The sequence below is a fragment of the Variovorax sp. Soil_C_39 genome (genome assembly GCF_057656815.1).
Genome location: NZ_JBDGJQ010000010.1, coordinates 22,911 through 45,402, shown reverse-complemented (window position 1 = coordinate 45,402; position 22,492 = coordinate 22,911). Strand labels below are relative to the sequence as shown.

The window sequence follows — 22,492 nt, the reverse complement described above, 5'->3', positions numbered from 1 at the left end:
GAAGCCATGACCCCGAAAGCAGCCCCCGCCCGACTGTCCACCGCCTCGGCCGGCTTCGACGCCGAATTCAAGGCGCGGCTGCATTGGTCCGCGGATGCCGATGCGGCCATCGAGAAGGTCGTGGCCGACATCCTGGCCGACGTGCAGCGGCGCGGCGACGAGGCGGTGCTTGAATACACGCGGCGCTTCGACCGGCTCGAGGCGACGACGCTGTCGCAGCTGGAGCTCACGCAGGCCGAACTCAAGGCGGCCTTCGAGTCGCTTCCCGCCGCGCAGCGTGAGGCGCTCGAAGCCGCGGCGCAGCGCGTTCGCAGCTACCACGAGGCGCAGAAGAAAGCCTCGGGCGAAAGCTGGAGCTACCGAGACGCCGACGGCACGCTGCTGGGCCAGAAGGTCACGCCGCTCGACCGCGTCGGCATCTACGTGCCGGGAGGCAAGGCCGCCTACCCGTCGAGCGTGCTGATGAATGCCATTCCCGCACATGTCGCGGGCGTGGGCGAGATCATCATGGTCGTGCCGACGCCCGGGGGCGAGAAGAACCCGCTCGTGCTCGCCGCCGCCTACGTGGCCGGCGTGACGCGCGCCTTCACCATCGGCGGCGCCCAGGCCGTGGCCGCGCTGGCCTACGGCACCGCCACCATCCCCGCGGTCGACAAGATCACCGGCCCCGGCAACGCCTATGTGGCGGCCGCCAAGCGCCGCGTGTTCGGCACCGTGGGCATCGACATGATCGCGGGCCCGAGCGAGATCCTGGTGCTGGCCGACGGCAGCACGTCGCCCGACTGGGTGGCGATGGACCTGTTCAGCCAGGCCGAGCACGACGAGCTCGCGCAGAGCATCCTGCTGTGTCCCGACGCGGCCTACATCGACCGCGTGCAGGCCGAGATCGACCGCCTGCTGCCGACGATGCCGCGCGCCGAAATCATCGCCGCCTCGCTCAATGGCCGAGGCGCGCTGATCCACACCCGGAGCATGGAAGAGGCCTGCGAGATCAGCAACCGCATCGCCCCCGAGCACCTCGAGGTCAGCAGCAGAGAGCCGCAGCACTGGGAGCCGCTCTTGCGCCATGCGGGCGCGATCTTCCTCGGCGCTTTCACGAGCGAGAGCCTCGGCGACTACTGCGCGGGCCCGAACCACGTGCTGCCCACCAGCGGCACGGCGCGCTTCTCGAGCCCGCTCGGTGTCTACGACTTCCAGAAGCGCTCGAGCCTGATCGAGGTCAGCGAGGCCGGAGCGCAGGTGCTCGGCCCGATCGCCGTGACGCTGGCCGAGGGCGAAGGCCTGCAGGCCCATGCCGAAGCGGCGCGGCTGCGGCTTCGCAAGGCCTGAGTCCGGCCCATTTCATTGCGCCAGGAGAGGCACGCACGATGGCCAGACGCCGTTTTCATCGTCCGCGCACGGCGGCCGTGCTGCTGGCGCTGCTTGCAGCCGCGGGCATGGCGCAGGCCATGAGCATCCGCGAACTGCGCACGCTCGAAGCCGGCGAGAAGGACGGCAAGGCCTATGCGAGCTACTACCTCGTCGGCCTGCTCGAAGGCCTGCGCGAAGGCGTGGAGTCCTCGCAGCGCAACGGCCAGAAACCGCTCTTCTGCGTCGAAGACCGCCGGCTCGAACCCGCGATGGCGCGCTCCCTCTACCAGACCGAACTGAGCCGCAACGCCGACACCTATGAAGCCGACATGCCAGTCCAGCTGGTCATGGCCGGCGCCCTCCGCAACAGCTACCGCTGCACAAAATGACCACTTCCCCGCCTGTCCGTCCGATCGACCGCATCCGCTCCGACGTGCAGTCCATGCACGCCTATGCAGTGCAGGATGCACGCGGGCTCGTCAAGCTCGACGCCATGGAGAACCCCTTCGGCCTGCCGACGTCGCTGCAGGCCGAACTCGGCGCGCGGCTCGGCGCGCTGGCGCTCAACCGCTATCCGGGCGAGCGCGGCACCGACCTGCAGCGCGCGCTGGCGGCGCATGCGCAGATGCCCGAAGGCTTCGCCCTGATGCTCGGCAACGGCTCGGACGAGCTGATCTCGCTGCTGGCCATCGCCTGCGACAAGCCCGGCGCCGCAGTGCTTGCGCCCGTGCCCGGCTTCGTGATGTACGCCATGAGCGCCCAGCTGCAGGGCCTGCGCTTCGTGGGTGTGCCGCTCACGGCGGACTTCGAGCTCGACGAGGCCGCGATGCTCGCCGCCATCGCACGCGAAAAGCCCGCCATCGTCTACCTCGCCTATCCGAACAATCCCACCGCCAACCTCTGGGACGACGCGGCGATCGAGAGGATCGTCGAAGCCCAGGGCGCCGAGGGTGGGCTGGTGGTCATCGACGAGGCCTACCAGCCCTTCGCCGCCCGCAGCTACATCGACCGCATCGCGCGCCACGGCCATGTGCTCCTGATGCGCACGCTCAGCAAGTTCGGTCTCGCCGGCATCCGGCTCGGCTACCTCATGGGGCCGGCCGCGCTGGTCGCCGAGATCGACAAGGTGCGCCCGCCCTACAACATCAGCGTCCTCAACTGCGAGTGCGCGCTGTTCGCGCTCGAGCATGCAGAGGTGTTCGAGGCGCAGGCACGGCAGATCCGCGACGAGCGCCATCGGCTCATGATGGGCCTGGGACGGCTGCCGGGCGTCAAGACCTGGCCCAGCGACGCCAACATGATCCTGGTGCGCGTGCCCGACGCTGCGAAGACCTTCGAGGGCATGAAGAGCCGCGGGATCCTGGTCAAGAACGTTTCTAAAATGCACGAACTGCTCGCAAACTGCCTGCGCCTGACTGTCGGCACCGCCGACGAGAATGCGCGCATGCTCGCGGCCCTCGAAGATTCACTATGACCACCCCACAGCCTGCCGACACCGGCACCGCCGCGCGCACCGCCTCCGTCACGCGCAACACCGCCGAGACCAAGATCACCGCGAGCGTCAATCTCGACGGCACCGGAAAGGCCAAGCTCTCGACGGGCATCGGCTTCTTCGACCACATGCTCGACCAGATCGCCCGCCACGGGCTGATCGACCTCGAGATCGACTGCCAGGGCGACCTTCACATCGATGGCCATCACACCGTCGAGGATGTCGGCATCACGCTCGGCCAGGCCGTGGCCAAGGCCGTGGGCGACAAGAAGGGCATCCGCCGCTACGGCCATGCCTATGTGCCGCTCGACGAAGCGCTGAGCCGCGTGGTGATCGATTTCTCGGGCCGCCCGGGCCTGGAGATGCACGTGCCGTTCACGAGCGGCATGATCGGCACCTTCGACAGCCAGCTCACCTACGAATTCTTCCAGGGCTTCGTGAACCATGCCTTCGTCACGCTGCACATCGACAACCTCAAGGGCATCAATGCGCACCACCAGTGCGAGACCGTGTTCAAGGCCTTCGCACGCGCGCTGCGCAGCGCGCTCGAACTCGACCCGCGCTCGGCGGGCGTGATCCCGTCGACCAAGGGCTCGCTCTGAGCCAAGCGGCGCTATGAAGCTATGAAATCTGTAGCAGCAAACACCGTCGCCGTGGTCGACTACGGCATGGGCAACCTGCACTCGGTGTCGCAGGCCGTGCGCCATGCGGCCGACCTGGCGGGCGTGGAAGTGTTCGTGACGTCCGATCCCGAGGTGGTGCGCCAGGCCACACGCGTGGTGCTGCCGGGGCAGGGCGCCATGCCCGACTGCATGCGCGAACTGCGCGAGTCGGGGCTGATGGAAAGCGTGCTCGAGGCGGCGGCGGCCAAGCCGCTCTTCGGCGTCTGCGTCGGCATGCAGATGCTGTTGTCGCGCAGCGACGAAGGCCCGACCGAGGGGCTCGACCTCATTCCGGGCGAGGTCGTCAAGTTCGATCTCGCCGGGCGCCTGCAGCCCGACGGCAGCCGCTTCAAGGTGCCGCAGATGGGCTGGAACCAGGTGCGCCAGGCGCATGCGCATGCCATGTGGGCCAGCGTGCCGGACCTGAGCTACTTCTATTTCGTCCACAGCTTCTATGCCCGGCCGGCGGACGCGCGGCACAGCGTGGGCGAGTCGGATTACGGGGCATGCTTTACCGCTGCCATCGCACGCGATAATATTTTTGCCACCCAGTTCCATCCCGAGAAGAGTGCGGACCATGGGTTGCAGCTCTACCGAAATTTCCTTCACTGGAATCCCTGACCACCATTCCCTCGCCTGGGCTTCGCCATCCGACAGCCCTTTCTTCGCCCACTCGCGCCACTTTCATGCTCCTCATCCCAGCGATCGACCTCAAAGACGGCCACTGCGTACGCCTCAAGCAAGGCGATATGGACCAGTCCACCATCTTCAGCGAAGACCCCGCCGCCATGGCCCGCAAATGGGTCGACGCCGGCGCGCGGCGGCTGCACCTGGTCGACCTGAATGGCGCCTTCGCCGGCAAGCCGCAGAATCACGCGGCCATCAAGGCGATCCTGAAGGAAGTCGGCGACGACATCCCGGTGCAGCTCGGCGGCGGCATCCGCGACCTCGACACCATCGAGCGCTACATCGACGACGGCCTGCGCTACGTGATCATCGGGACCGCCGCGGTCAAGAACCCCGGCTTCCTGAAGGACGCCTGCGTGGCCTTCGGCGGCCACATCATCGTGGGGCTCGACGCCAAGGAAGGCAAGGTCGCCACTGATGGCTGGAGCAAGCTCACGGGCCACGAGGTGGCCGACCTCGGCAAGAAGTTCGAGGACTACGGCGTGGAGTCGATCATCTACACCGACATCGGCCGCGACGGCATGCTCTCGGGCATCAACATCGAAGCCACCGTGCGGCTCGCGCAGGCGCTGACGATCCCGGTGATCGCCTCGGGCGGCCTCTCGAACATGGCCGACATCGACAAGCTCTGCGCGGTCGAGCCCGAGGGTGTCGAAGGCGTGATCTGCGGGCGTGCGATCTATTCGGGCGACCTCGACTTCGCGGCCGCGCAGGCGCGGGCCGACGAGCTCGCGGGCGCCGGACAGCCGTAGACAGCGGACTTCCCGGCCGCTTTCCGGGCGCGCCAGCGGAGTCCTTCCAACGTGCTCTCTGCGCTTGCCATCGCCAACTACCGGTCGCTGCGCGCGCTCACGGTGCCGCTCGCGCAGCTCACCGTGGTCACGGGGCCGAACGGCAGCGGCAAGTCGAGCGTCTACCGCGCGATGCGCCTGCTGGCCGAGATCGCCAGCGGCGGCGTGATCCGCTCGCTGGTGCGCGAGGGCGGGCTCTCTTCCACGCTGTGGGCCGGGCCCGAGCGCTTCTCGGCCGCCATGCTGCGCGGGGAGCATCCGGTGCAGGGCACCGTGCGCAGCGAGCCGGTCAATCTGCGCCTGGGCTTCGCGGGCGCGGCCAGTGACGATTTCGGCTACGCGATCGACATCGGCCTGCCGATTCCGCGCGACGGCAGCCGCTTCAACCGCGACCCGCAGATCAAGCACGAGGCGATCTGGAGCGGCCCGCTGCTGCGTGCGTCGACGCAGCTCGTCGACCGCAAGGGCGCCTCGCTGAGGCTGCGCGCCGAGCGCGGCGGCGGCTGGACGCCCGTGGGTCGGCCGGTCGCGCACTTCGCGAGCATGATGACGGAGTTCGCCGATCCGCAGGCCGCGCCTGAGATGCTGACGCTGCGTGAGCAGATGCGCTCCTGGCGCTTCTACGACCATTTCCGCTCCGATGCCGGCGCGCCCGCGCGCCAGCCCCAGCTCGGCACCTACACGCCCGTGCTTGCCGACGATGGCGCCGACCTGGCCGCCGCGCTGCAGACCATCCGCGAGATCGGGGACGGCGAGGCGCTCGACCGCGCGGTGGACGATGCCTTTCCGGGCGCGCGCCTCGAGGTGCGCACCGTCGAGGACCGCTTTGAGACGTTGATGCACCAGCACGGCCTGCTGCGCCCGCTGACGGCCGCCGAGCTCTCCGACGGCACGCTGCGCTACCTGCTGTGGATCGCCGCGCTGCTCACGCCCCGCCCGCCGGCGCTGCTGGTGCTCAACGAGCCCGAGACCAGCCTGCATCCCGACCTGCTGCCTGCACTCGGCCGGCTGGTCGCGCACGCCGCGCGCGCGTCGCAGGTCATCGTGGTGTCGCACGCCGCGCGCCTCATCGCCGCGCTCGAGGATGCGGCGCAGGACGGCACCCCCGTACAGCCGGTGGTGCTCGAGAAGCGGCTGGGCGAGACCCGCATTGCCAACCTCGACATGAGCGAGATCCCGCGCTGGGCGTGGCCGGCGCGCTGACCGGGGCGGGCCGCTGCCTACAATTCCCCGATGGATATCAGCTCGATCGAGTTTCGCGGCCAGCCGGCCCTTCGCGCCGCGGGTGCCGACGGCAGCCTGCTGACGGTGTCGCTGCACGGGGCGCAGGCGCTCTCGTGGGTCACGGCCGATGGGGTGGAGCGCCTCTACCTGAGCCCGCGCGCGGTGTTCGACGGAAAGTCTGCCATCCGCGGCGGCGTGCCCATCTGCTGCCCGCAGTTCAACCAGCGCGGCACGCTGCCCAAGCACGGCTTCATGCGGAACCTGCCCTGGGAAGACCGCGGCATCGACGCAACGTCGGGCGACTGGGTGCTGCGCCTCCGCGACAGCGACGCCACCCGCAGCCTCTGGCCCCATCCTTTCGAGGCGCGCCTTCATCTGGCCATGGCGCCGGGGCGGCTGCGCATCGCGCTCGTGCTGCTCAACACGGGCTCTGCGCCGCTGAGCTTTGCCGCGGCGCTGCACACCTATCTGTGCGTCGACGACATCGCCGAAGTGCGCCTGGAGGGTCTGCAGGGTGCGAACCGCTGGGATTCGGTGCGCGACGATCGCCACGTGGAGACGGCGCCGGCGCTGCGCTTCGATGCCGAGTTCGACAGCGTCTACGCCGCGCCCGCGCAACCGCTCCAGCTCGTGCAGCCCGGCGGCACGCTCGAGATCTCCCAGAGCGCGAGCTGCAGCGAAACCGTGGTCTGGAACCCGGGCGCCGCGCTCAGTGCGAAACTCGCCGACATGCCCGACGACGGCTTTCGCCACATGCTCTGCGTCGAAGCTGCCCGCATCGACGAGCAGGTGCTGCTGATGCCCGGTGCCGAATGGCAGGGCTGGCAGCAACTGCGCGTTCTTTGAAATTTTCCCTCTCACCGACCATGCTCGCCAAACGCATCATTCCCTGTCTCGACGTCACCGGCGGCCGCGTCGTGAAGGGCGTCAACTTCCTCGAACTGCGCGATGCGGGCGATCCGGTGGAGATTGCCGCGCGCTACAACGCGCAGGGCGCCGACGAGCTCACCTTCCTCGACATCACCGCCACCAGCGACGGCCGTGACCTGATCCTGCCGATGATCGAGGCCGTGGCCTCGCAGGTGTTCATTCCGCTCACCGTGGGCGGCGGCGTGCGCACGGTCGAGGACGTGCGGCGGCTGCTCAATGCCGGCGCCGACAAGACCAGCTTCAATTCGGCCGCCATCGCCAATCCGCAGGTGATCGAAGAGGCCTCGCAGAAATACGGCGCCCAGTGCATCGTGGTGGCCATCGACGCCAAGCGCCGCAGCGCCGAGGAGGCCGCCACCCGCGGACCAGGCTGGGACGTGTACAGCCACGGCGGGCGCAAGAACACCGGGCTCGACGCCGTGGCCTGGGCCACCGAGATGGCGCGCCGCGGCGCGGGCGAGATCCTCCTGACCAGCATGGACCGCGACGGCACCAAGAGCGGCTTCGACCTCGCGCTCACGCGCGCCGTGAGCGACGCGGTCGACGTGCCCGTCATCGCCTCGGGCGGCGTCGGCAGCCTGGACGACCTCGCCGACGGCATCCAGACCGGCGGCGCCGATGCGGTGCTCGCCGCGAGCATCTTCCACTACGGCCAGCACACGGTCGGCGAGGCCAAGGCCCGCATGGCCGCCCGGGGCATTCCGGTGCGCACCTGAGGCGTTGCCCGGGGTGGGACAATACGCGCCATGAACTGGCTCGACGAAGTGAAGTGGGACGCGAACGGCCTGGTGCCCGTGATCGCGCAGGAACAGGGCAGCAACGACGTGCTGATGTTCGCGTGGATGAACCGCGAGGCGCTCGAGAAGACCGCCGAACTCGGCCGCGCCGTGTATTTCAGCCGCTCGCGCGGCAAGCTCTGGTTCAAGGGCGAGGAATCGGGCCATGTGCAGACCGTGCACGAGATCCGCATCGACTGCGACAACGACGTGGTGCTGCTCAAGGTGACGCAGCGCGGCCACGAGCCCGGCATCGCCTGCCACACCGGCCGCCACAGCTGCTTCTTCAGCAAGTACGAGAACGGCCGCTGGACGGTCACGGAGCCGGTCTTGAAAGACCCGGAGTCGATCTACAAATGACCGCCACAGTGAACAACAACACCTCGGACGCCCTTGCACGCCTGGCCGCGGTCATCGAGAGCCGCCTGCCCGCGCGCGGCGGCGACCCCGAGAAGAGCTACGTCGCGCGCCTGCTGCACCGCGGCCCCGATGCCTTCCTCAAGAAGATCGGCGAAGAGGCCACCGAGGTCGTGATGGCCGCGAAGGACGCCGACCATGGCGGCGACCGCGCAAAAATAGTGAACGAAGTGGCCGACCTGTGGTTCCACACCATGGTGGCGTTGGCGCACTACGGCGCATCGCCGGCCGAGGTCATCGCGGAGCTCGAGCGCCGCGAAGGCACCAGCGGTATCGAGGAAAAGGCCCTGCGCAAGGCGCAGGCGCGTGAAGCATCCAACGATTGAAAGGACAGGCATGGCCAACGAGATCGTGAACGTGGAACCCGAGGAGTCGCTCAAGACCTGGGGCTGGATCAGCTACATCCTGCACCTGGTCGTGGCCGTCGGCGCCGTGCTGCCGGGCATGCAGGCTTCGGTGGCGCTGCTGCTGGTGGCGCTTTTGATCGATTTCATCAAGCGCGACAACGCAGCCGGCACCTGGCAGGCCTCGCACTTCAGCTGGCGCATCCGCTCGGTGCTCTGGGCCGGCCTGCTGTACATCGTGACCTCGTGGCTCTGGCTGCTGCTGCTCGTGCCGGGCTGGATCGCCTGGAGCCTGATCTCTCTGTGGTTCCTGTACCGGATCGTCAAGGGCATGATCCGCATGAACGACAACCGCGCCATGGAACCCAAAGATGTCATCTGATCCGAACTGCATCTTCTGCAAGATCGTCGAAGGCAAGATCCCGTCGCGCAAGGTCTACGAGGACGAAGAGCTGTTCGCCTTCCACGACATCGCGCCCTGGGCGCCGGTGCATTTCATGGTGGTGCCCAAGCGCCACATCGCGTCCATGGCGCAGCTCACCGAGGACGACGCCGCGCTGATGGGCCGGATCATGACCCTGGCACCCAAGCTGGCGCTCGAGCAGGGCTGCAGGCCGTATCCCGAAGGCGGCTTCCGCGTGGTCGTCAACACCGGGGCCGAGGGCGGGCAGGAAGTGCAGCATCTCCATGTCCATGTCATGGGCGGTCCCCGGCCCTGGCTTCGCGGCTGAGCGATAAGCCAAACTGTCACACTTACCCCGACTAAAATCGGACACATTCTTAGGAGTCTTCCATGGGTTCTTTTTCCATCTGGCACTGGCTGATCGTGCTGCTCGTCGTGGTCATGATCTTCGGCACCAAGAAGCTGCGGAACATGGGTTCGGACCTTGGCGGTGCCGTCAAGGGCTTCAAGGACGGCATGAAGGACGGCGGCTCGACCGACGCCTCCGCGGCCGCACCCGCCCCGACCGCGCAAGTGACCGGCCAGCCCCCGGCCAACAGCGACAAGTCGGCCATCGACGTCGAAGCACGTCAGAAGTCCTGAGCGCCGTCCGCAAGTGCTCGACCTCGGCATTGAGAAGCTGGCGCTGGTCGGCGTCGTGGCGCTGATCGTCATCGGACCCGAAAAGCTGCCGCGGGTGGCCCGCACCGTCGGCATGCTGCTCGGCAAGGCGCAGCGCTACGTGAACGACGTCAAGGCCGAGGTCAATCGGTCGATGGAGCTCGACGAGCTCCGCAAGATGAAAACCACGGTCGAGGACGCGGCGCGCGACGTGGAGCACAGCATCCACACGGGCGCGAGCGATCTCGAGAAACAGCTGTCGGGCTCTTCGGGCGAAACGCTCTCGGCGCTGGCCGAGCCCGAGCTGTCGGTGCCCGAATACAGGCACCCGCGCAAGAACTGGCGGCTGAAGCAGGGCGCCACGCCGCAGTGGTATAAGGCCCGCAATGGCATGCGCACCAAGGCGCTGTCCGGGGCGGCGCGCGTGGCGCGCTACCGTCCCCGCAAGATCAACTAGCGAATCCGCAGCGTTCCTCGTGCGCCGAACGCCGGCCGGAGCCACGTTTTCCCCGCTCTTTCTTCCTCCCCCATGGCCGATTCCGACAACAAGAACAAAGACGCAGAAGACGAGCTGGCGGGCACCGAACAGCCGTTCGTGCAGCACCTGGTCGAGCTGCGCGACCGGCTGCTTTACTGCGTCTACGGCCTGGCGATCGCGGGCGCGCTGCTCGCCATCTGGCCGGGCCCAGGCGGGCTGATCGACCTGATCGCCATGCCCATCCGCGCGCACATGCCGCCGGATGCCAAGCTCATCGCGATCGGCGTGTTCTCGCCCTTCTTCGTGCCGCTCAAGGTGCTGATGATGACGGCGGTGCTGCTCACGCTGCCCTGGCTCATGTACCAGGCCTGGATGTTCATCGCGCCGGGGCTCTATAGCCACGAAAAGCGCTTCGCGCTGCCGCTGATCTTCTTCGGCAGCCTGCTGGCCTATGGAGGCATCGCGTTCGTGCAGTTCTTCGTGCTTGACAAGATGTTCGGCTTCATCCAGAACTTCACCCCCGACGCGGTGGCGGCCACGCCCGACATCTCTTCGTACGTGGAGGCCATCCTCTCGCTCTACATCGCCTTCGGCGTGGCCTTCCAGGTGCCGATCGTGGTGATGCTGCTGGTGCGCTTCAACATGGTCACGATCGAGAAGCTGCGCTCGTTCCGTGGCTACTTCATCGTCATGGCTTTCGTGATTGCCGCGGTGCTCACGCCGCCCGACGTGATCTCGCAGCTCGCGCTGGCGGTGCCGATGTGCCTGCTGTACGAGGTGGGCATCATCGGTGCGCGCTATTTCGCACAGGGCACCAAGAAGCCCGACGAGGAAAGCGTCGACTCCTCGGTTTGACCGGCGCCCTGCGGGCCGGTCTTTTCAGTGCGTCACTCTGGCTGGTTCGGCATCTGCCGGATCGGCGTTCTCGGGCGCAGGCCTGGCGTCACGTCGAGTTCCATCTTGTCGCTACCGCGTTGCAGCGCGAAGCGTGCCGAAGTGCCGGGCTTGAGCCCGGCCACTGCGGTCAGCAGGGACTGCACGCTGTCGGTGCGCTTTTCGCCCACCGAGGTGATCACGTCGCCCGGGCGGATGCCGGCCTTCGCTGCGGGGCCGTTCTGCAGCACGCCGGTGATGATCACGCCCGAGTCGGCCTTGACGCCGAAGGTTTCAGCCAGTTCGGGCGAGAGTTCGTTGGGCTCGACGCCGATCCATCCGCGGCGCACCTGGCCGTCCTTCACGATGCCTTCGAGGACGATCTTCGCCATCGACACCGGAATCGCGAAGCCGATGCCCATGCTGCCGCCCGATCGCGAATAGATGGCCGTGTTGACGCCCTGGAGGTTGCCGTTCACGTCGATCAGCGCACCGCCCGAATTGCCGGGGTTGATGGCCGCATCGGTCTGGATGAAGTTCTCGAAGTTGTTGATGCCGAGCTGGTTGCGCCCGAGCGCCGAGACGATGCCGCTGGTGACGGTCTGGCCCACACCGAACGGGTTGCCGATGGCGAGCACCTGGTCGCCTACCTGGAGTTCGTCGGAGTTGCCCAGCACGATCGCGGGCAGCTTGTCGAGTTCGATCTTGAGTACCGCGAGGTCGGTGTCCGGGTCGGTGCCGATGACCTTGCCGCGCGTGTGGCGGCTGTCGTTGAGCGTGATCTCGATCTCGTCGGCGCCTTCGACCACATGGTTGTTGGTCAGGATGTAGCCGTCGGAGCTCACGATCACGCCGCTGCCCAGGCCGACCTGGGGCTGGTCCGCCTGGTCGCCGAAGAAGAAACGGAACCAGGGATCGTTGCTGCGGGGATGGCGCGGCGCGGCCTTGCTGGTGTTGATGCTCACCACGGCCGGCGAGGCCTTCTTGGCCGCCGCGCTGAGGCTGCCCGGCGCCGGCGCGGACGGGGCGCCGCCCGGCGCCTCGACGATCGACACCACGCCGCCCAGTGACGTCGTGCGCCGGTTGATCCACTCGGGCTTGAGCGTCGCGACGACGAAGTAGGCCGCGAGCAGGACGGTCACGGCTTGGGCAAAGAGCAGCCAGGTGCGTTTCATGAAAACTTGGAAGAGAAAGACAGACGGTGAATGCGCGCGCCACCCACTGGCGGCGCAAGGGTCGATTCTCCCTCAACGTCAACCCAGCTAGAAAACTGCGCAATGCCGGCCGGAATGCGACTTTTGCCGCGTGGGTCTTGATCCCTGCGGAATTGCACGGCGTATGCTCCCCAAGGCGAATCCTCAGCGAAGTGAAAATCGCGTCAAAACGCAACATTGTTTCCAAACTGCTGGTTAAGCCACCTATTTACATGAAACGCCATTTGCTTCTCGCGGCCGCTTCCCTCGCCCTGCTCGGCCTCGCCGCCTGCAACACGCCCTCGTCCTCCAACGCGCCGGCCCAGCCGGCAGCCGCGTCGGCGAATCCGGGCGCAGGCCGCGACGCCCAAGGTTGCATCCCCTCCGCCGGTTACGCCTGGTGCGCCAGCACGAACCGGTGCGAACGACCGTGGGAACTGGCGAGAAAGAACGGCCTGCCCAACACCATGCAGGCGTTCGAGGCGTTCTGCCGCGGGTCCGCGAGCGGCAGGTAGTTCGCTCGGCCTCCGATCGCCGGGCGATGCGCAGGCGCGGCGAGGGCGCGACAATGTCGCGATGAGCACCACACGCAACGAGCTGCTGCACGCCTTCGATCTGCTGCTCGCGCCCTCGCGCTTCAAGGACTACGGACCCAACGGCCTGCAGGTCGAGGGCCGCACCGTGGTGCGCAAGATCGTCTCGGGCGTGACCGCGAGCCGCGCGCTCATCGAAGCCGCCATTCGGGCCGAGGCCGACGCCATCTTCGTGCACCACGGTCTGTTCTGGCGCGGCCAGGACGGCCGCGTGACCGGCTGGATGAAGCAGCGCCTGAGCCTGCTGCTGGGCGACGACGTCAACCTGTTCGCCTACCACCTGCCGCTCGATGCGCATCCGGAGCTCGGCAACAACGCGCAGCTCGGCCTGCAGCTCGGGCTGCTGGCCCATCCCGGCTCGGCAGGGCGCTTCGGCGAGCAGGAGCTCGGCTTCCTCGGCGCGCCCGAGAACGGGGAGCCCTTCGCGAGCGGCAAGGCGCTCGCGGCACATGCCGAGAAGGTGCTGGGGCGGCCCGTCACGCTGGTGGACACGGCCCAGCGCCCGATCCGGAACGTCGCCTGGTGCACGGGTGGCGCCCAGGGATATTTCGAGGCCGCCATCGCTGCCGGCGCGGACGCGTTCATCACGGGGGAAATCTCCGAGCCGCAGGCCCACTATGCACGCGAGATGGGGGTAGCCTTCCTGGCCTGCGGCCACCATGCGACCGAGCGCTTCGGTGCGCCCGCGGTGGCGGGGCACGTGGCGGCGCAGCTCGGGCTCAAGCACGAGTTCATCGACATCGACAACCCCGCATGAGCGATCTGGCCACGCACGCACCGATCGCGATCACGCTCGGCGATCCGGCGGGCATCGGGCCCGAGATCATCGTCAAGGCGTTTCAGGCTGCGCCCGAGACCACGCGCGGCGCGTTCGTGGCCGGCGACGTCGCCACCGTGCGCAGCGCCGCCCAGGCGTTTGCGCGGCCAGGCCTGCCGGCGTGGCCGGTGGCGCAGATCGAGCGCATCGCCGAGGCTGCCGCCGTGCCGCCCGGCTGCATCCCGGTGCTGCAGGTGGTGGCGCCGCCTGCGCAGCCGATCGTGCTCGGCCGCATCAGTGCCGAGGCCGGCCGCATTGCGGGCGAGTGCGTCGTCTGGGCCGCGCGCGCGGCGCTGCGCGCGGAGGTCGCCGCAATCGTCACGGCGCCGCTCCACAAGGAAGCCCTGGCGGCGGCCGGCCTTCCGTACCCGGGCCACACCGAACTGCTGCAGGCCGAGGCGGCGGCGCATGCGGGGCTCGCGGTCGAGGGCATGCCGGTGCGCATGATGCTCGCCAACGACGAACTGCGCACCGTGCTGGTGAGCATCCACGTGTCGCTGCGCGATGCCATCACGGCCGTGAGCTTCGGCGGCGTCCTCGAGACGCTGCGCATCACGCACCGCGCGCTGCAGCGCATCCTCGGGCGGGCGCCGCGCATCGGCGTGGCCGGTCTCAATCCGCATGCGGGAGAGGGCGGGCTGTTCGGTTCCGAAGAGCGCGATGTGATCGCGCCCGCCATTGCCGCCGCGCGCGCCGAAGGCATCGATGCCGACGGCCCGCACGCGCCCGATACCGTCTTCATGCGCGCGCGCGCCAAGGGCAGCGTGCCCGACAGCGGCGAGTTCGACGTGGTGGTGGCGATGTACCACGACCAGGGGTTGATCCCGGTCAAGTACCTCGGCGTGGAGAAAGGCGTGAACGTGACGCTCGGCCTGCCGCTGGTGCGCACCAGCCCCGACCACGGCACCGCCTTCGACATTGCCGGCACGGGGCGGGCCGATGCGTCGAGCCTCGTCGAGGCCCTGCGCATGGCGCGCCGGCTGGCCGCAGCGCGTTGATTGCGCCGCTCAGGGCCGCTTGAGGCTGTCGCGAATCTCGCGCAGCAGCGCGATGTCTTCGGGCGGGGCGACCGGTGCCGCTGGCGTCTCGGCCTGGGTTTTGCGCAGCTTGTTGATCTGCTTGACCATCATGAAGATGATGAATGCGAGGATCAGGAAGTTGACCGCGATGGTGATGAAGTTGCCATAGGCCAGCACCGGAACGCCTGCCTTCTTGAGGTCCGCGAGGTTGTTTGCCACGCCGGCCGGCGCCGTGCCCAGCACCACGAAGAGGTTCGAGAAATCGAGCTTGCCGAACACCAGCCCGACGAGCGGCATGATGATGTCGTTCACCAGCGAGTCGACGATCTTCCCGAACGCCGCGCCGATGATTACGCCCACGGCGAGATCCACTACGTTGCCCTTGACGGCAAATTCCTTGAACTCACTGACGATGCTCATGATGTCGTTACCCTCTGCGTTCTTTGGTGTGGAATGGGCCGCCAGTATGCCGTCACGCGTTCGGGATTCGCCAACCTGAGGCTTCCGGGCAGCGCCCGAGTGTAGTTCGAAAGCGTTGCATGCCAATGGCGTCCGGTTGTTTTGCCACACGCGGCGTCGCGGGCATCAATAATAAGAAGAATATCTTCCTCAATTCGATGAATAATTTCTGGTTAGTTGTCACGGCATTCGGTGACAGTGGTTTTCTGCTGCCCGCGGCATTCTGGATTGCAATCTGGCTCGCGAGCAATCCGGAGACGCGACGTGCAGCGGTGCATTGGGTATTCCTATTCGGCGGCTGCGGATTGCTGGTGATGATCTCGAAACTGGCTTTCCTGGGCTGGGGAATTGGCAGTGCCCGTTTCGATTTCACCGGATTCAGCGGGCACACCGCGTTGGCAACGGGGCTCTGGCCGGTCATCTTCTGGCTCGCGGCCCAGCGCGCTTCGCCTGCCGTGCGCTTCGCTGCCGTGGCAGCCGGGTGCGGCTGGGCGGTCGTGGTGGGCACCTCGCGGTTGGCCCTCGAGGCGCATTCCACGACGGAAGTCGTAACCGGAACGTTCCTCGGTCTGATGGCGAGCATCGGCTTTCTCTGGTTGCATGGTGCGCGGCGGATTCCGCCGCCGGCGCCGCGCTGGCTGGCCGCCGGCCTGGCCGTGCCGCTCGTGTTCTTTCTCGTGGGGCGCCCTGCACCGACACAGGGCGCACTGGAAGCGCTGGCCAAGTGGATGGCGGGCATCGAACGCCCGTACACGCGCCTCGATCTGCGGCAGCTGCGCGAGCCTCCGCGCAAGCGGGCGTAGCAAAAAACCTCTGCTTACAAAAGAGCAAACCTTTTCAACGCATTGCCGGGGCCTCTGGTTCGTGGCACGGATGCCACAAAGGGCAATGTCAAGCCGGTAATTGATAGTTCACATTTGGGGGCGAGCGGTCGGCTCGTCGGGCAGGGGATTCCAGCCCTTTCTCCCAATGGAGGAGGGGCCTCTTTTATTGAGGTGCTAGATAACCACAGGCCGGATCAGGGTATTCCGCAGATGGAAACAAGTTTTTCATCTATTCAACGGAAAACCACTGTTGAGCGGACAGCGACAATTCGACGCGGCCTGCCTGCCGATGCGGCGCAGGCTTGCTTTGACGAACCGCGGACATAAAGACAAGGCGTAATTGCCGGTTTGGCTCGGGCCTTGCATGGGCATCGCGGTTGTTAAAACCAATTAGTGCAATGGGGATCAATTTGACACGCTTCGTGTACCCGAAGGGGTGGGGTTTTGCCCTAATGGGCGCGTTATTGCTGCAGGGCTGTGCACCGGGGTTCGGGTCGTTGGGCGCTTACGAGGCCGACCAGAGCCTGCCTCCCGAATTCCAGTACCTGCCGGCCGACGGTGCGCCGGACGGGGTGATCACGTCCATTTCGCCTGCGCTCATCCGCACGATGGCCGAGGCGGAGCCGACTTCCGTTGCGCCGGACGTGAAGGCACTGTTCGGGGAAGCTCCGGCGTACACCATCGGACCCGGCGACGTGGTCGGGGTGATCGTCTACGACCACCCGGAACTGCTGCCGAACGCGGGTGCAGTGATCACGCAGCAGGCCGACCCCACGGGCATCAGCGTGGCCCCCGGCTTCATCGTTGGCGCCACGGGCCAGATCAGCTTTCCGTACATCGGCCGCGTAAAGCTCGAGGGGCTCACCGAGATCGAAGCCTCCGACCTCATCGCTAGCCGGATCTCCGAGTACATCAAGTCGCCGCAGGTGACGGTGCGGATCCAGTCGTTCCGAAGCCGCCGCGCATTCGTGGAAGGCGAGGTGCGCAACCCCGGGCTGCAGATCTTCACCGACGTGCCGATGACGCTGGCCGAAGCCCTGAGCCGGGCCGGCGGCGTCACCGCGAATGGCGACCGGTCGTTCGTGACGCTCACGCGCGGCGACAGGACCACGCAGATCGACCTGGAGCGCCTGCAGGCGCGCGGTGCCGATGCCAGCAGGATCCCGCTGCGCAACGGTGACGTGGTGCAGGTGCGCAACCGCGACGAGAGCAAGGTGTTCGTGATGGGCGAGATCGCGCGGCCCTCGGCGCTGCGCATGTACAACGGGCGGCTCAGCCTCAACGAAGCGCTCGGCGAAGCCGGCGGTCCGAACCTGGCGTCCGCCAACACGGGCCAGATCTACGTCATCCGCAACAACGCGCGCGGCCTGCCGGCGATCTTCCATCTGAATGCACGCAACCCTGCGGCGTTGGCGCTCGCCGAGCGCTTCCCGCTGCAGCCCAAGGACGTGGTCTACATCGATTCCGTGCCGCTCGTGACCTGGAACCGCCTTGCAAGCCTGATCTTGCCGGCCGCGCAGGTCATCAACGCGGGCGACGAAGTCTGGAGCCGCCACCGATGAAATCCGTACTGACGGTCTGCATCGGCAACATCTGCCGCAGCCCCATGGCCGAAGGCCTGCTGGCGGCAGGACTGCCGCACCTGCGTGTCATGTCCGCGGGCACCGGCGCGCTCGTCGGGCGCGCCGCCGATCCGATGGCGCAGCAGCTCATGCAGGCGCGCGGCATCGACATCTCGGGCCACGTGGCGCAGCAGGCGAACCAGCTGCTGTGCCGGCAGGCCGACCTGATCCTCGTGATGGACATGGGCCAGCGCCGCCACCTCGAGACGACCTACCCGTTCGTGCGCGGCAAGGTGTTCCGCATCGCCGAGGCCGCCAAGCAGGACGTCCCCGACCCCTACCGGCAGGACGAGGCGGCGTTCGCGCACGCGCTCTCGCTCATCGACGTGGGGGCCAGGACCTGGATCGACCGCATTCTGAAAATTACAAAACCCGAGCAGCAACCGACATGAATGCAGCACCGCAGCAAGCCGCCCTGCCGATGCCACCGCTGGAAGAGGAGAGCGAAGGCATCAACCTGGTCGAGTACCTGGACATCCTGATCGACAACCGCTGGCTCATTGCCGGCGTCGTTGCGGTCGCGCTGTGCCTCGGTGCCGCCTATGCGCTCTTCGGCAAGCCTGTGTACGAGGCCAACCTCGCCGTGCAGGTGGAAGACTCGGGCAATTCCGCCGGTAGTTTCCTCGGCGATGCCGCCTCGTCGCTGCTGAGCGTCAAGACCCCGGCCGCCGGCGAGATCGAGATCATCCGTTCGCGCGCGATCCTCGGCCAGGCGGTGGAGAACACCAAGCTCTACATCAGCGCCCGGCCGCGCTATGCGCCGGTCGTGGGCAGCTGGCTTTCGCGGCGCGCAAGCGAGCTCTCGGACCCGGGCTTCATGGGACTTTCGGGCTACGTGAGCGGCACCGAGCAGATCGTGGTTCCGCAGTTCGACGTGCCGGCGAGCCTGGAGGAGAAGCCCTTCCGGCTGACCGTGAAGGCGAACAACCAGTACGAACTGAGCCATCCCGACATGGCCGCGCCGCTTGCGGGTGCGATCGGCACGCCGCTTCTGGCCGAACTCGGGGGCGCACGGCTCCGGCTGCTGGTGAGCACTGTGAACGCGAAGCCGGGTGCGCAGTTCGAGCTGGTGCGGTTCTCGAAGCAGAAGACGCTGCTGGCGCTGCAGGACAGCCTCAAGGTGGCCGAGAAGGGCAAGCAGTCGGGCGTGCTCGACGTCAGCTGGAAGAACCCCGATCCCGAGCGGCTCACGCAGGTTCTCAACGAGGTCGGCCGGCTCTACGTTCGCCAGAACATCGAGCGCAAGGCGGCCGAGGCCGAGAAGACGCTGGGTTTCCTCGACACCGCGTTGCCCCAGTTCAAGAAGCAGCTCGAGCAATCCGAAGATCTCTACAACCGCTACCGCAACGAGAATGGCACCGTGAGCCTCGACGACGAGGCGAAGAACGCGTTGTCGCAGACCGTCGAGCTGCAGGCCAAGCTGCTCGAGGCGCAGCAGAAGCGGCGCGAACTCTCGGCGCGCTTCACCGACAAGCACCCGACGCTGCAGACGCTGGACAACCAGATCGCCGCGTGGAAGGGCGAGATCGCAGGTGTCGACGTCCGTATCCGCAAGATGCCGCTGCTGCAGCAAAACACCGTGCAGATGCAGCGCGACATCAAGGTCAACACCGATCTCTACGTGTCGCTGCTCAACAGTTCGCTGCAGATGCGCCTCGCCAAGGAAGGCAAGGTCGGCAATGTGCGGCTTCTGGACGAAGCCATCGTTCCCGAGGAGCCCGTCTGGCCCAAGCGCTCGCTGATCTTCGCCGTGGCCCTGCTGTTGGGGCTCGGCGCCGGCGTAGCCGCGGCCATTGGGCGCAACGCGCTGTTCGGCGGCATCCGCAACCCAAGCGAGATCGAGTTGCAAACCGGGCTCAGCGTCTACAGCAGCATTCCGCTGAGCGGCGCCCAGCGGCTGATCGACAAGAGCATCGAGAACAGGGCGCCCGGCCTGCACGTGCTGGCGCTGCAGCAACCGGAAGACCCCGCGATCGAAAGCCTGCGCAGCCTGCGCACCGCGCTGCAGTTCACCATGCTCGAAGCTGCCAACAACCGACTGCTCATTTCCGGTGCGACCCCGGGCGTCGGGAAGACCTTCGTGTCGGTCAACTTCGCGGCCATCACCGCGGCCTCGGGCAAGAAGGTGCTGCTCATCGATGCCGACCTGCGCAAGGGCCGGGTGAACCAGTTCTTCTCGATGCCGCGGTCACCGGGCCTGTCCGAATTGATCGCCGGCACCATCACGCAGGACAAGGCGCTTCGCTCATCGGTCCAGCCGAACCTCGACGTGATCACGACCGGTGTGCTGCCGCCCAACCCGGCGGAATTGCTACTGAGCGAATCTTTTTCGCAGATTCTGCAAAAGCTCTCCCCTGATTACGACCTGGTGATCGTCGACACGGCGCCCGTGCTGGTGGCTGCGGACACCGCGTCGGTGGCGCCGCTCGCCGGCTCGCTGCTGCTCGTGGCGCGTGCTGAAAAGACCCAATTGGGCGAATTGAACGAAAGCATCCGCAGGCTGGCCCATGCCGGCTGCGCCGCCAATGGCGTCATATTGAATGCTATGGACTTATCTCGACGGCATGCCGGTAGCAGCAGCTATAAGTACGGCGGTTACCGATACACACACTATAAATACAAAAACAACAGGGATATCACCTAGTCTTAAGCTCCGTTTCTGGGAAAATTTGCCAAGAATGTGAGATTTATCACTGGACGCACTAAATAGGTGCGATGGGTTATTTGCTAATTAAAAAGCACTCGGGCGAATAGCGTATTCATTTGGTATTACTCGTCCAGATCGCTTGCCCGCGCACGGATTTTTGCGCCGCAACCTTCAGGGCTTCCGCGGTCCGGGTCGAAAAGGCTCGGGCGCCGGGCCTTCATATGCCACAGGACCCGCAAGGGGCAAGCACGCGCTTGTAAGACGAAAGGTGCTCTGCAATGAGACTTCTTCAGCTGGAAATTCGTTCGATCCTTGAATGTGAAATAGGAGCATTCCGATGACCAATTTCCGTTCGGAGGAATCGATGGTGCCCCCCGGCGACGAGGCCTTCGGGGGCATTGCGGGCGATGCGGGATGGACGAGGGTGCGTCATTCGCCCATGCTGCGCGCAGGCAAACGGACAGTGGACATTTCCGCGGCACTGTTCTTCTTCTGCGCCTTCGGCTGGCTATTTGCCATTTTGGCGGTCGGCGTGCTGATCACATCGGGCGCGCCGGTACTTTATTCGCAACCCCGCTACGGACGCGGCGGGCGGATCTTCAAGTTCTACAAATTCCGCTCGATGCTGCCGAACTCCGCGCAGATCCTGGAAGAGCATCTGAAGAACGACCCGGTGGCGCGCCAGCAATGGGCCGAATACCAGAAGCTGGAGAACGACCCGCGCATCACCCCGTTCGGCAAATTCATCCGCAAGACCAGCCTGGACGAATTGCCGCAGTTCTGGAACGTGCTGGTGGGCGACATGAGCCTTGTCGGCCCGCGCCCCTGCATGCTCGACCAAAAGAGCCTGTACGGCTCGGACTGGTCGTTCTATTGCGCCGTTCGCCCGGGCATCACCGGACTCTGGCAGGTCAGCGGCCGCAACCAGCTGAGCTACAAGGCGCGCGTCGCGCTCGACGTTGCCTACGTCGAGACGCTGTCGGTCAGCCGGGACATCGGCATCTTCATCCGGACCATCTGGGTCGTCGCCGTGGGACATGGCTCGCGCTGAGCGCTTCGCCTGATTGATGATATGAAGAAGATACTGATCTGCGCTGTGCCCTTCAGCGACAACCTCGGCGACGGCGTGATCGCGGCCTCGCTCGCGCACATCGTCGGCCTCAAATACCCACAGGCGCGGGTGGAATTCCTGGACATTGCCGGTCGGCAGGGATTTGCGGAAGAGAACCTGCGTGGCGGCGGCGCCTTTCGCGTGTTCGCGAAATTGCCGTTGCTGCTGCGGTCGCTGATCGTGTTCCTGTATTGCCTCAAGGGCTACGTTTCCTCATGGCGCAGGAATTGGGAGGCGGCCGTCGACGATGCCGACCTCGTGGTGATTGGCGGCGGCCAGCTTTTCTGCGACGTGGCGCTCAACTTTCCGGCCAAGCTGTTTTTCCTGAGCCGGCTGCTGCGCGGGAAGAGGGTGGTGGTCGCGAGCGTGGGCGTGACCGCCAGATGGACGTTCTGGGGGCAATTCCTGGTCAAGCGCTTCCTCGACAACGCAAGGCCGGTGTTCTACGCCACGCGCGACCAGGAGTCGGCCGACAACCTGCACACGTATTTCAAGGTGCCGCGGCCGCAGATCCGGGTCGTGCCCGATCCGGCATTGATCTGTGCCGACGCGTTCCCCGACGAGCTGTCGCCCGAGAAGACCTGGGACGTCGGCATCTGCGTCAGCAGCCTCGATGCGCTGGTGATGAATTCGGAATACGGCAGCGCCAATTCGACGCCGTCGGCTCGGTTCTTCTCGAGCCTGGCCGACACATTGCGCGCGCAGGGGCTGCGGGTGCTCTATTTCACCAACGGCGCGGCCGAGGACAACCGGGTGCTGGACGAAATCGTCTTGGCAGCCGGCGAGGCGAAACCAGCCTTCGTGGTGCCTCGCCATCCCGACGAACTGGTGTCGCTGATCAGCGCGTGCGCCTGCATCGTGGCCCATCGGCTGCACGCCAACATCGTGGCCTATGGCCTGCACATTCCTTCGGTCGGAATGAACTGGGACAAGAAGGTCGCGTCGTTCTTCGAACTGACGGGACGCGAGCGTCACCTCTTCGACCTGTCGCCCGAGGTGGAAAAGCTCGGGTCCTCGGTGCGGGACCTGCTGGGTGAGCGGAACCCGGCCCGGCAACGCCTCGATGCGCTCCGAAGCCAGGTCGTGGCCGGCATCCATGCACTGATCTGAATGGATGGGC

General features: G+C 66.5%; 27 protein-coding genes. 25 read left to right on the top strand and 2 right to left on the bottom strand.

Annotated features, from left to right (window positions below; all coding sequences use genetic code 11):
- Window positions 1-6: 6 nt before the first annotated feature.
- The 16 genes from hisD (at window position 7) to tatC (ending at window position 11,069) form a co-directional block, all read left to right on the top strand.
- Window positions 7-1,329, top strand: a complete 1,323-nt coding sequence (gene hisD / locus AC3A6J_RS22200; protein WP_487862162.1) for a histidinol dehydrogenase — start codon at window positions 7-9, stop codon at window positions 1,327-1,329.
- 38 nt (window positions 1,330-1,367) lie between these two features.
- Entirely contained in the window at window positions 1,368-1,739 is a 372-nt protein-coding gene (locus tag AC3A6J_RS22195; protein ID WP_487862161.1) for a hypothetical protein, read from the top strand.
- Window positions 1,736-2,824, top strand: coding sequence for a histidinol-phosphate transaminase (hisC, locus tag AC3A6J_RS22190; protein ID WP_487862160.1), 1,089 nt, complete (start codon window positions 1,736-1,738; stop codon window positions 2,822-2,824). Before AC3A6J_RS22195 ends, hisC begins: the two co-directional genes overlap by 4 nt.
- A complete protein-coding gene (hisB, locus tag AC3A6J_RS22185; RefSeq protein ID WP_487862159.1) occupies window positions 2,821-3,444 on the top strand; it encodes an imidazoleglycerol-phosphate dehydratase HisB in 624 nt (207 codons plus the stop codon). Before hisC ends, hisB begins: the two co-directional genes overlap by 4 nt.
- 21 nt (window positions 3,445-3,465) lie before the next feature.
- Window positions 3,466-4,125: an imidazole glycerol phosphate synthase subunit HisH gene (hisH, locus tag AC3A6J_RS22180; protein ID WP_487862158.1), complete on the top strand. Its 660-nt coding sequence runs from the start codon at window positions 3,466-3,468 to the stop codon at window positions 4,123-4,125.
- Between the two features lie 65 nt (window positions 4,126-4,190).
- Window positions 4,191-4,943, top strand: coding sequence for a 1-(5-phosphoribosyl)-5-[(5-phosphoribosylamino)methylideneamino]imidazole-4-carboxamide isomerase (gene hisA / locus AC3A6J_RS22175; RefSeq protein WP_487862157.1), 753 nt, complete (start codon window positions 4,191-4,193; stop codon window positions 4,941-4,943).
- Window positions 4,944-4,994: 51 nt separating this feature from the next.
- Window positions 4,995-6,185, top strand: a complete 1,191-nt coding sequence (locus AC3A6J_RS22170; protein WP_487862156.1) for an AAA family ATPase — start codon at window positions 4,995-4,997, stop codon at window positions 6,183-6,185.
- A gap of 30 nt (window positions 6,186-6,215) precedes the next feature.
- A complete protein-coding gene (locus tag AC3A6J_RS22165; protein ID WP_487862155.1) occupies window positions 6,216-7,052 on the top strand; it encodes a D-hexose-6-phosphate mutarotase in 837 nt (278 codons plus the stop codon).
- Window positions 7,053-7,072: 20 nt separating this feature from the next.
- Window positions 7,073-7,852 carry an imidazole glycerol phosphate synthase subunit HisF gene (hisF, locus tag AC3A6J_RS22160; RefSeq protein WP_487862154.1) on the top strand — a complete coding sequence of 260 codons (780 nt, stop codon included), beginning with the start codon at window positions 7,073-7,075 and terminating at the stop codon, window positions 7,850-7,852.
- 21 nt (window positions 7,853-7,873) lie between these two features.
- Window positions 7,874-8,272 (top strand): phosphoribosyl-AMP cyclohydrolase, encoded by a 399-nt coding sequence (gene hisI / locus AC3A6J_RS22155; RefSeq protein WP_487862303.1) that lies wholly within the window; start codon window positions 7,874-7,876, stop codon window positions 8,270-8,272.
- A complete protein-coding gene (locus AC3A6J_RS22150; protein WP_487862153.1) occupies window positions 8,269-8,655 on the top strand; it encodes a phosphoribosyl-ATP diphosphatase in 387 nt (128 codons plus the stop codon). The genes hisI and AC3A6J_RS22150 overlap by 4 nt, the downstream gene beginning before the upstream one ends.
- A gap of 10 nt (window positions 8,656-8,665) precedes the next feature.
- Entirely contained in the window at window positions 8,666-9,055 is a 390-nt protein-coding gene (locus AC3A6J_RS22145) for a DUF4870 family protein (RefSeq protein WP_487862152.1), read from the top strand.
- Complete coding sequence (locus tag AC3A6J_RS22140; protein ID WP_487862151.1) at window positions 9,045-9,404, top strand: histidine triad nucleotide-binding protein; 360 nt, start codon at window positions 9,045-9,047, stop codon at window positions 9,402-9,404. The genes AC3A6J_RS22145 and AC3A6J_RS22140 overlap by 11 nt, the downstream gene beginning before the upstream one ends.
- Before the next feature lie 62 nt (window positions 9,405-9,466).
- The gene (tatA, locus tag AC3A6J_RS22135; protein WP_487862150.1) at window positions 9,467-9,718 is read left to right on the top strand and encodes a Sec-independent protein translocase subunit TatA; all 252 of its coding nucleotides are present in this window, start codon (window positions 9,467-9,469) and stop codon (window positions 9,716-9,718) included.
- 13 nt (window positions 9,719-9,731) lie between these two features.
- The gene (gene tatB / locus AC3A6J_RS22130; protein ID WP_487862149.1) at window positions 9,732-10,193 is read left to right on the top strand and encodes a Sec-independent protein translocase protein TatB; all 462 of its coding nucleotides are present in this window, start codon (window positions 9,732-9,734) and stop codon (window positions 10,191-10,193) included.
- Between the two features lie 72 nt (window positions 10,194-10,265).
- Complete coding sequence (tatC, locus tag AC3A6J_RS22125; protein WP_487862148.1) at window positions 10,266-11,069, top strand: twin-arginine translocase subunit TatC; 804 nt, start codon at window positions 10,266-10,268, stop codon at window positions 11,067-11,069.
- A 32-nt stretch (window positions 11,070-11,101) separates the two neighbouring features.
- Here tatC and AC3A6J_RS22120 read toward each other — a convergent pair whose 3' ends face one another.
- Window positions 11,102-12,262, bottom strand: coding sequence for a S1C family serine protease (locus AC3A6J_RS22120; protein ID WP_487862147.1), 1,161 nt, complete (start codon window positions 12,260-12,262; stop codon window positions 11,102-11,104).
- A gap of 26 nt (window positions 12,263-12,288) precedes the next feature.
- Here AC3A6J_RS22120 and AC3A6J_RS22115 point away from each other — a divergent pair, with 26 nt between their 5' ends.
- From AC3A6J_RS22115 to pdxA, 3 genes are all read left to right on the top strand, one after another.
- Window positions 12,289-12,795: a hypothetical protein gene (locus AC3A6J_RS22115; protein WP_487862146.1), complete on the top strand. Its 507-nt coding sequence runs from the start codon at window positions 12,289-12,291 to the stop codon at window positions 12,793-12,795.
- Window positions 12,796-12,856: 61 nt separating this feature from the next.
- Entirely contained in the window at window positions 12,857-13,630 is a 774-nt protein-coding gene (locus AC3A6J_RS22110) for a Nif3-like dinuclear metal center hexameric protein (RefSeq protein ID WP_487862145.1), read from the top strand.
- The gene (gene pdxA / locus AC3A6J_RS22105; RefSeq protein WP_487862144.1) at window positions 13,627-14,688 is read left to right on the top strand and encodes a 4-hydroxythreonine-4-phosphate dehydrogenase PdxA; all 1,062 of its coding nucleotides are present in this window, start codon (window positions 13,627-13,629) and stop codon (window positions 14,686-14,688) included. Before AC3A6J_RS22110 ends, pdxA begins: the two co-directional genes overlap by 4 nt.
- A gap of 9 nt (window positions 14,689-14,697) precedes the next feature.
- On the opposite strand, the gene mscL is transcribed toward pdxA, so the two are convergent.
- Window positions 14,698-15,129 (bottom strand): large conductance mechanosensitive channel protein MscL, encoded by a 432-nt coding sequence (gene mscL, locus AC3A6J_RS22100; protein WP_487862143.1) that lies wholly within the window; start codon window positions 15,127-15,129, stop codon window positions 14,698-14,700.
- Window positions 15,130-15,248: 119 nt separating this feature from the next.
- Between mscL and AC3A6J_RS22095 the strand changes: the two genes are divergently transcribed.
- The 6 genes from AC3A6J_RS22095 to AC3A6J_RS22070 all read left to right on the top strand — a co-directional run bounded on the left by AC3A6J_RS22095 (window position 15,249) and on the right by AC3A6J_RS22070 (window position 22,482).
- Window positions 15,249-15,971, top strand: a complete 723-nt coding sequence (locus tag AC3A6J_RS22095) for a phosphatase PAP2 family protein (protein ID WP_487862142.1) — start codon at window positions 15,249-15,251, stop codon at window positions 15,969-15,971.
- A gap of 419 nt (window positions 15,972-16,390) precedes the next feature.
- On the top strand, window positions 16,391-17,554 hold the full coding sequence (locus tag AC3A6J_RS22090) for a polysaccharide biosynthesis/export family protein (RefSeq protein WP_487862141.1): 1,164 nt from the start codon (window positions 16,391-16,393) through the stop codon (window positions 17,552-17,554).
- Window positions 17,551-18,006 (top strand): low molecular weight protein-tyrosine-phosphatase, encoded by a 456-nt coding sequence (locus tag AC3A6J_RS22085; RefSeq protein ID WP_487862140.1) that lies wholly within the window; start codon window positions 17,551-17,553, stop codon window positions 18,004-18,006. The genes AC3A6J_RS22090 and AC3A6J_RS22085 overlap by 4 nt, the downstream gene beginning before the upstream one ends.
- Window positions 18,003-20,258, top strand: a complete 2,256-nt coding sequence (locus AC3A6J_RS22080) for a polysaccharide biosynthesis tyrosine autokinase (RefSeq protein ID WP_487862139.1) — start codon at window positions 18,003-18,005, stop codon at window positions 20,256-20,258. Before AC3A6J_RS22085 ends, AC3A6J_RS22080 begins: the two co-directional genes overlap by 4 nt.
- A 340-nt stretch (window positions 20,259-20,598) precedes the next feature.
- Entirely contained in the window at window positions 20,599-21,312 is a 714-nt protein-coding gene (locus AC3A6J_RS22075) for a sugar transferase (RefSeq protein ID WP_487862138.1), read from the top strand.
- Between the two features lie 21 nt (window positions 21,313-21,333).
- Window positions 21,334-22,482, top strand: a complete 1,149-nt coding sequence (locus AC3A6J_RS22070; RefSeq protein ID WP_487862137.1) for a polysaccharide pyruvyl transferase family protein — start codon at window positions 21,334-21,336, stop codon at window positions 22,480-22,482.
- Window positions 22,483-22,492 lie beyond the last annotated feature (10 nt).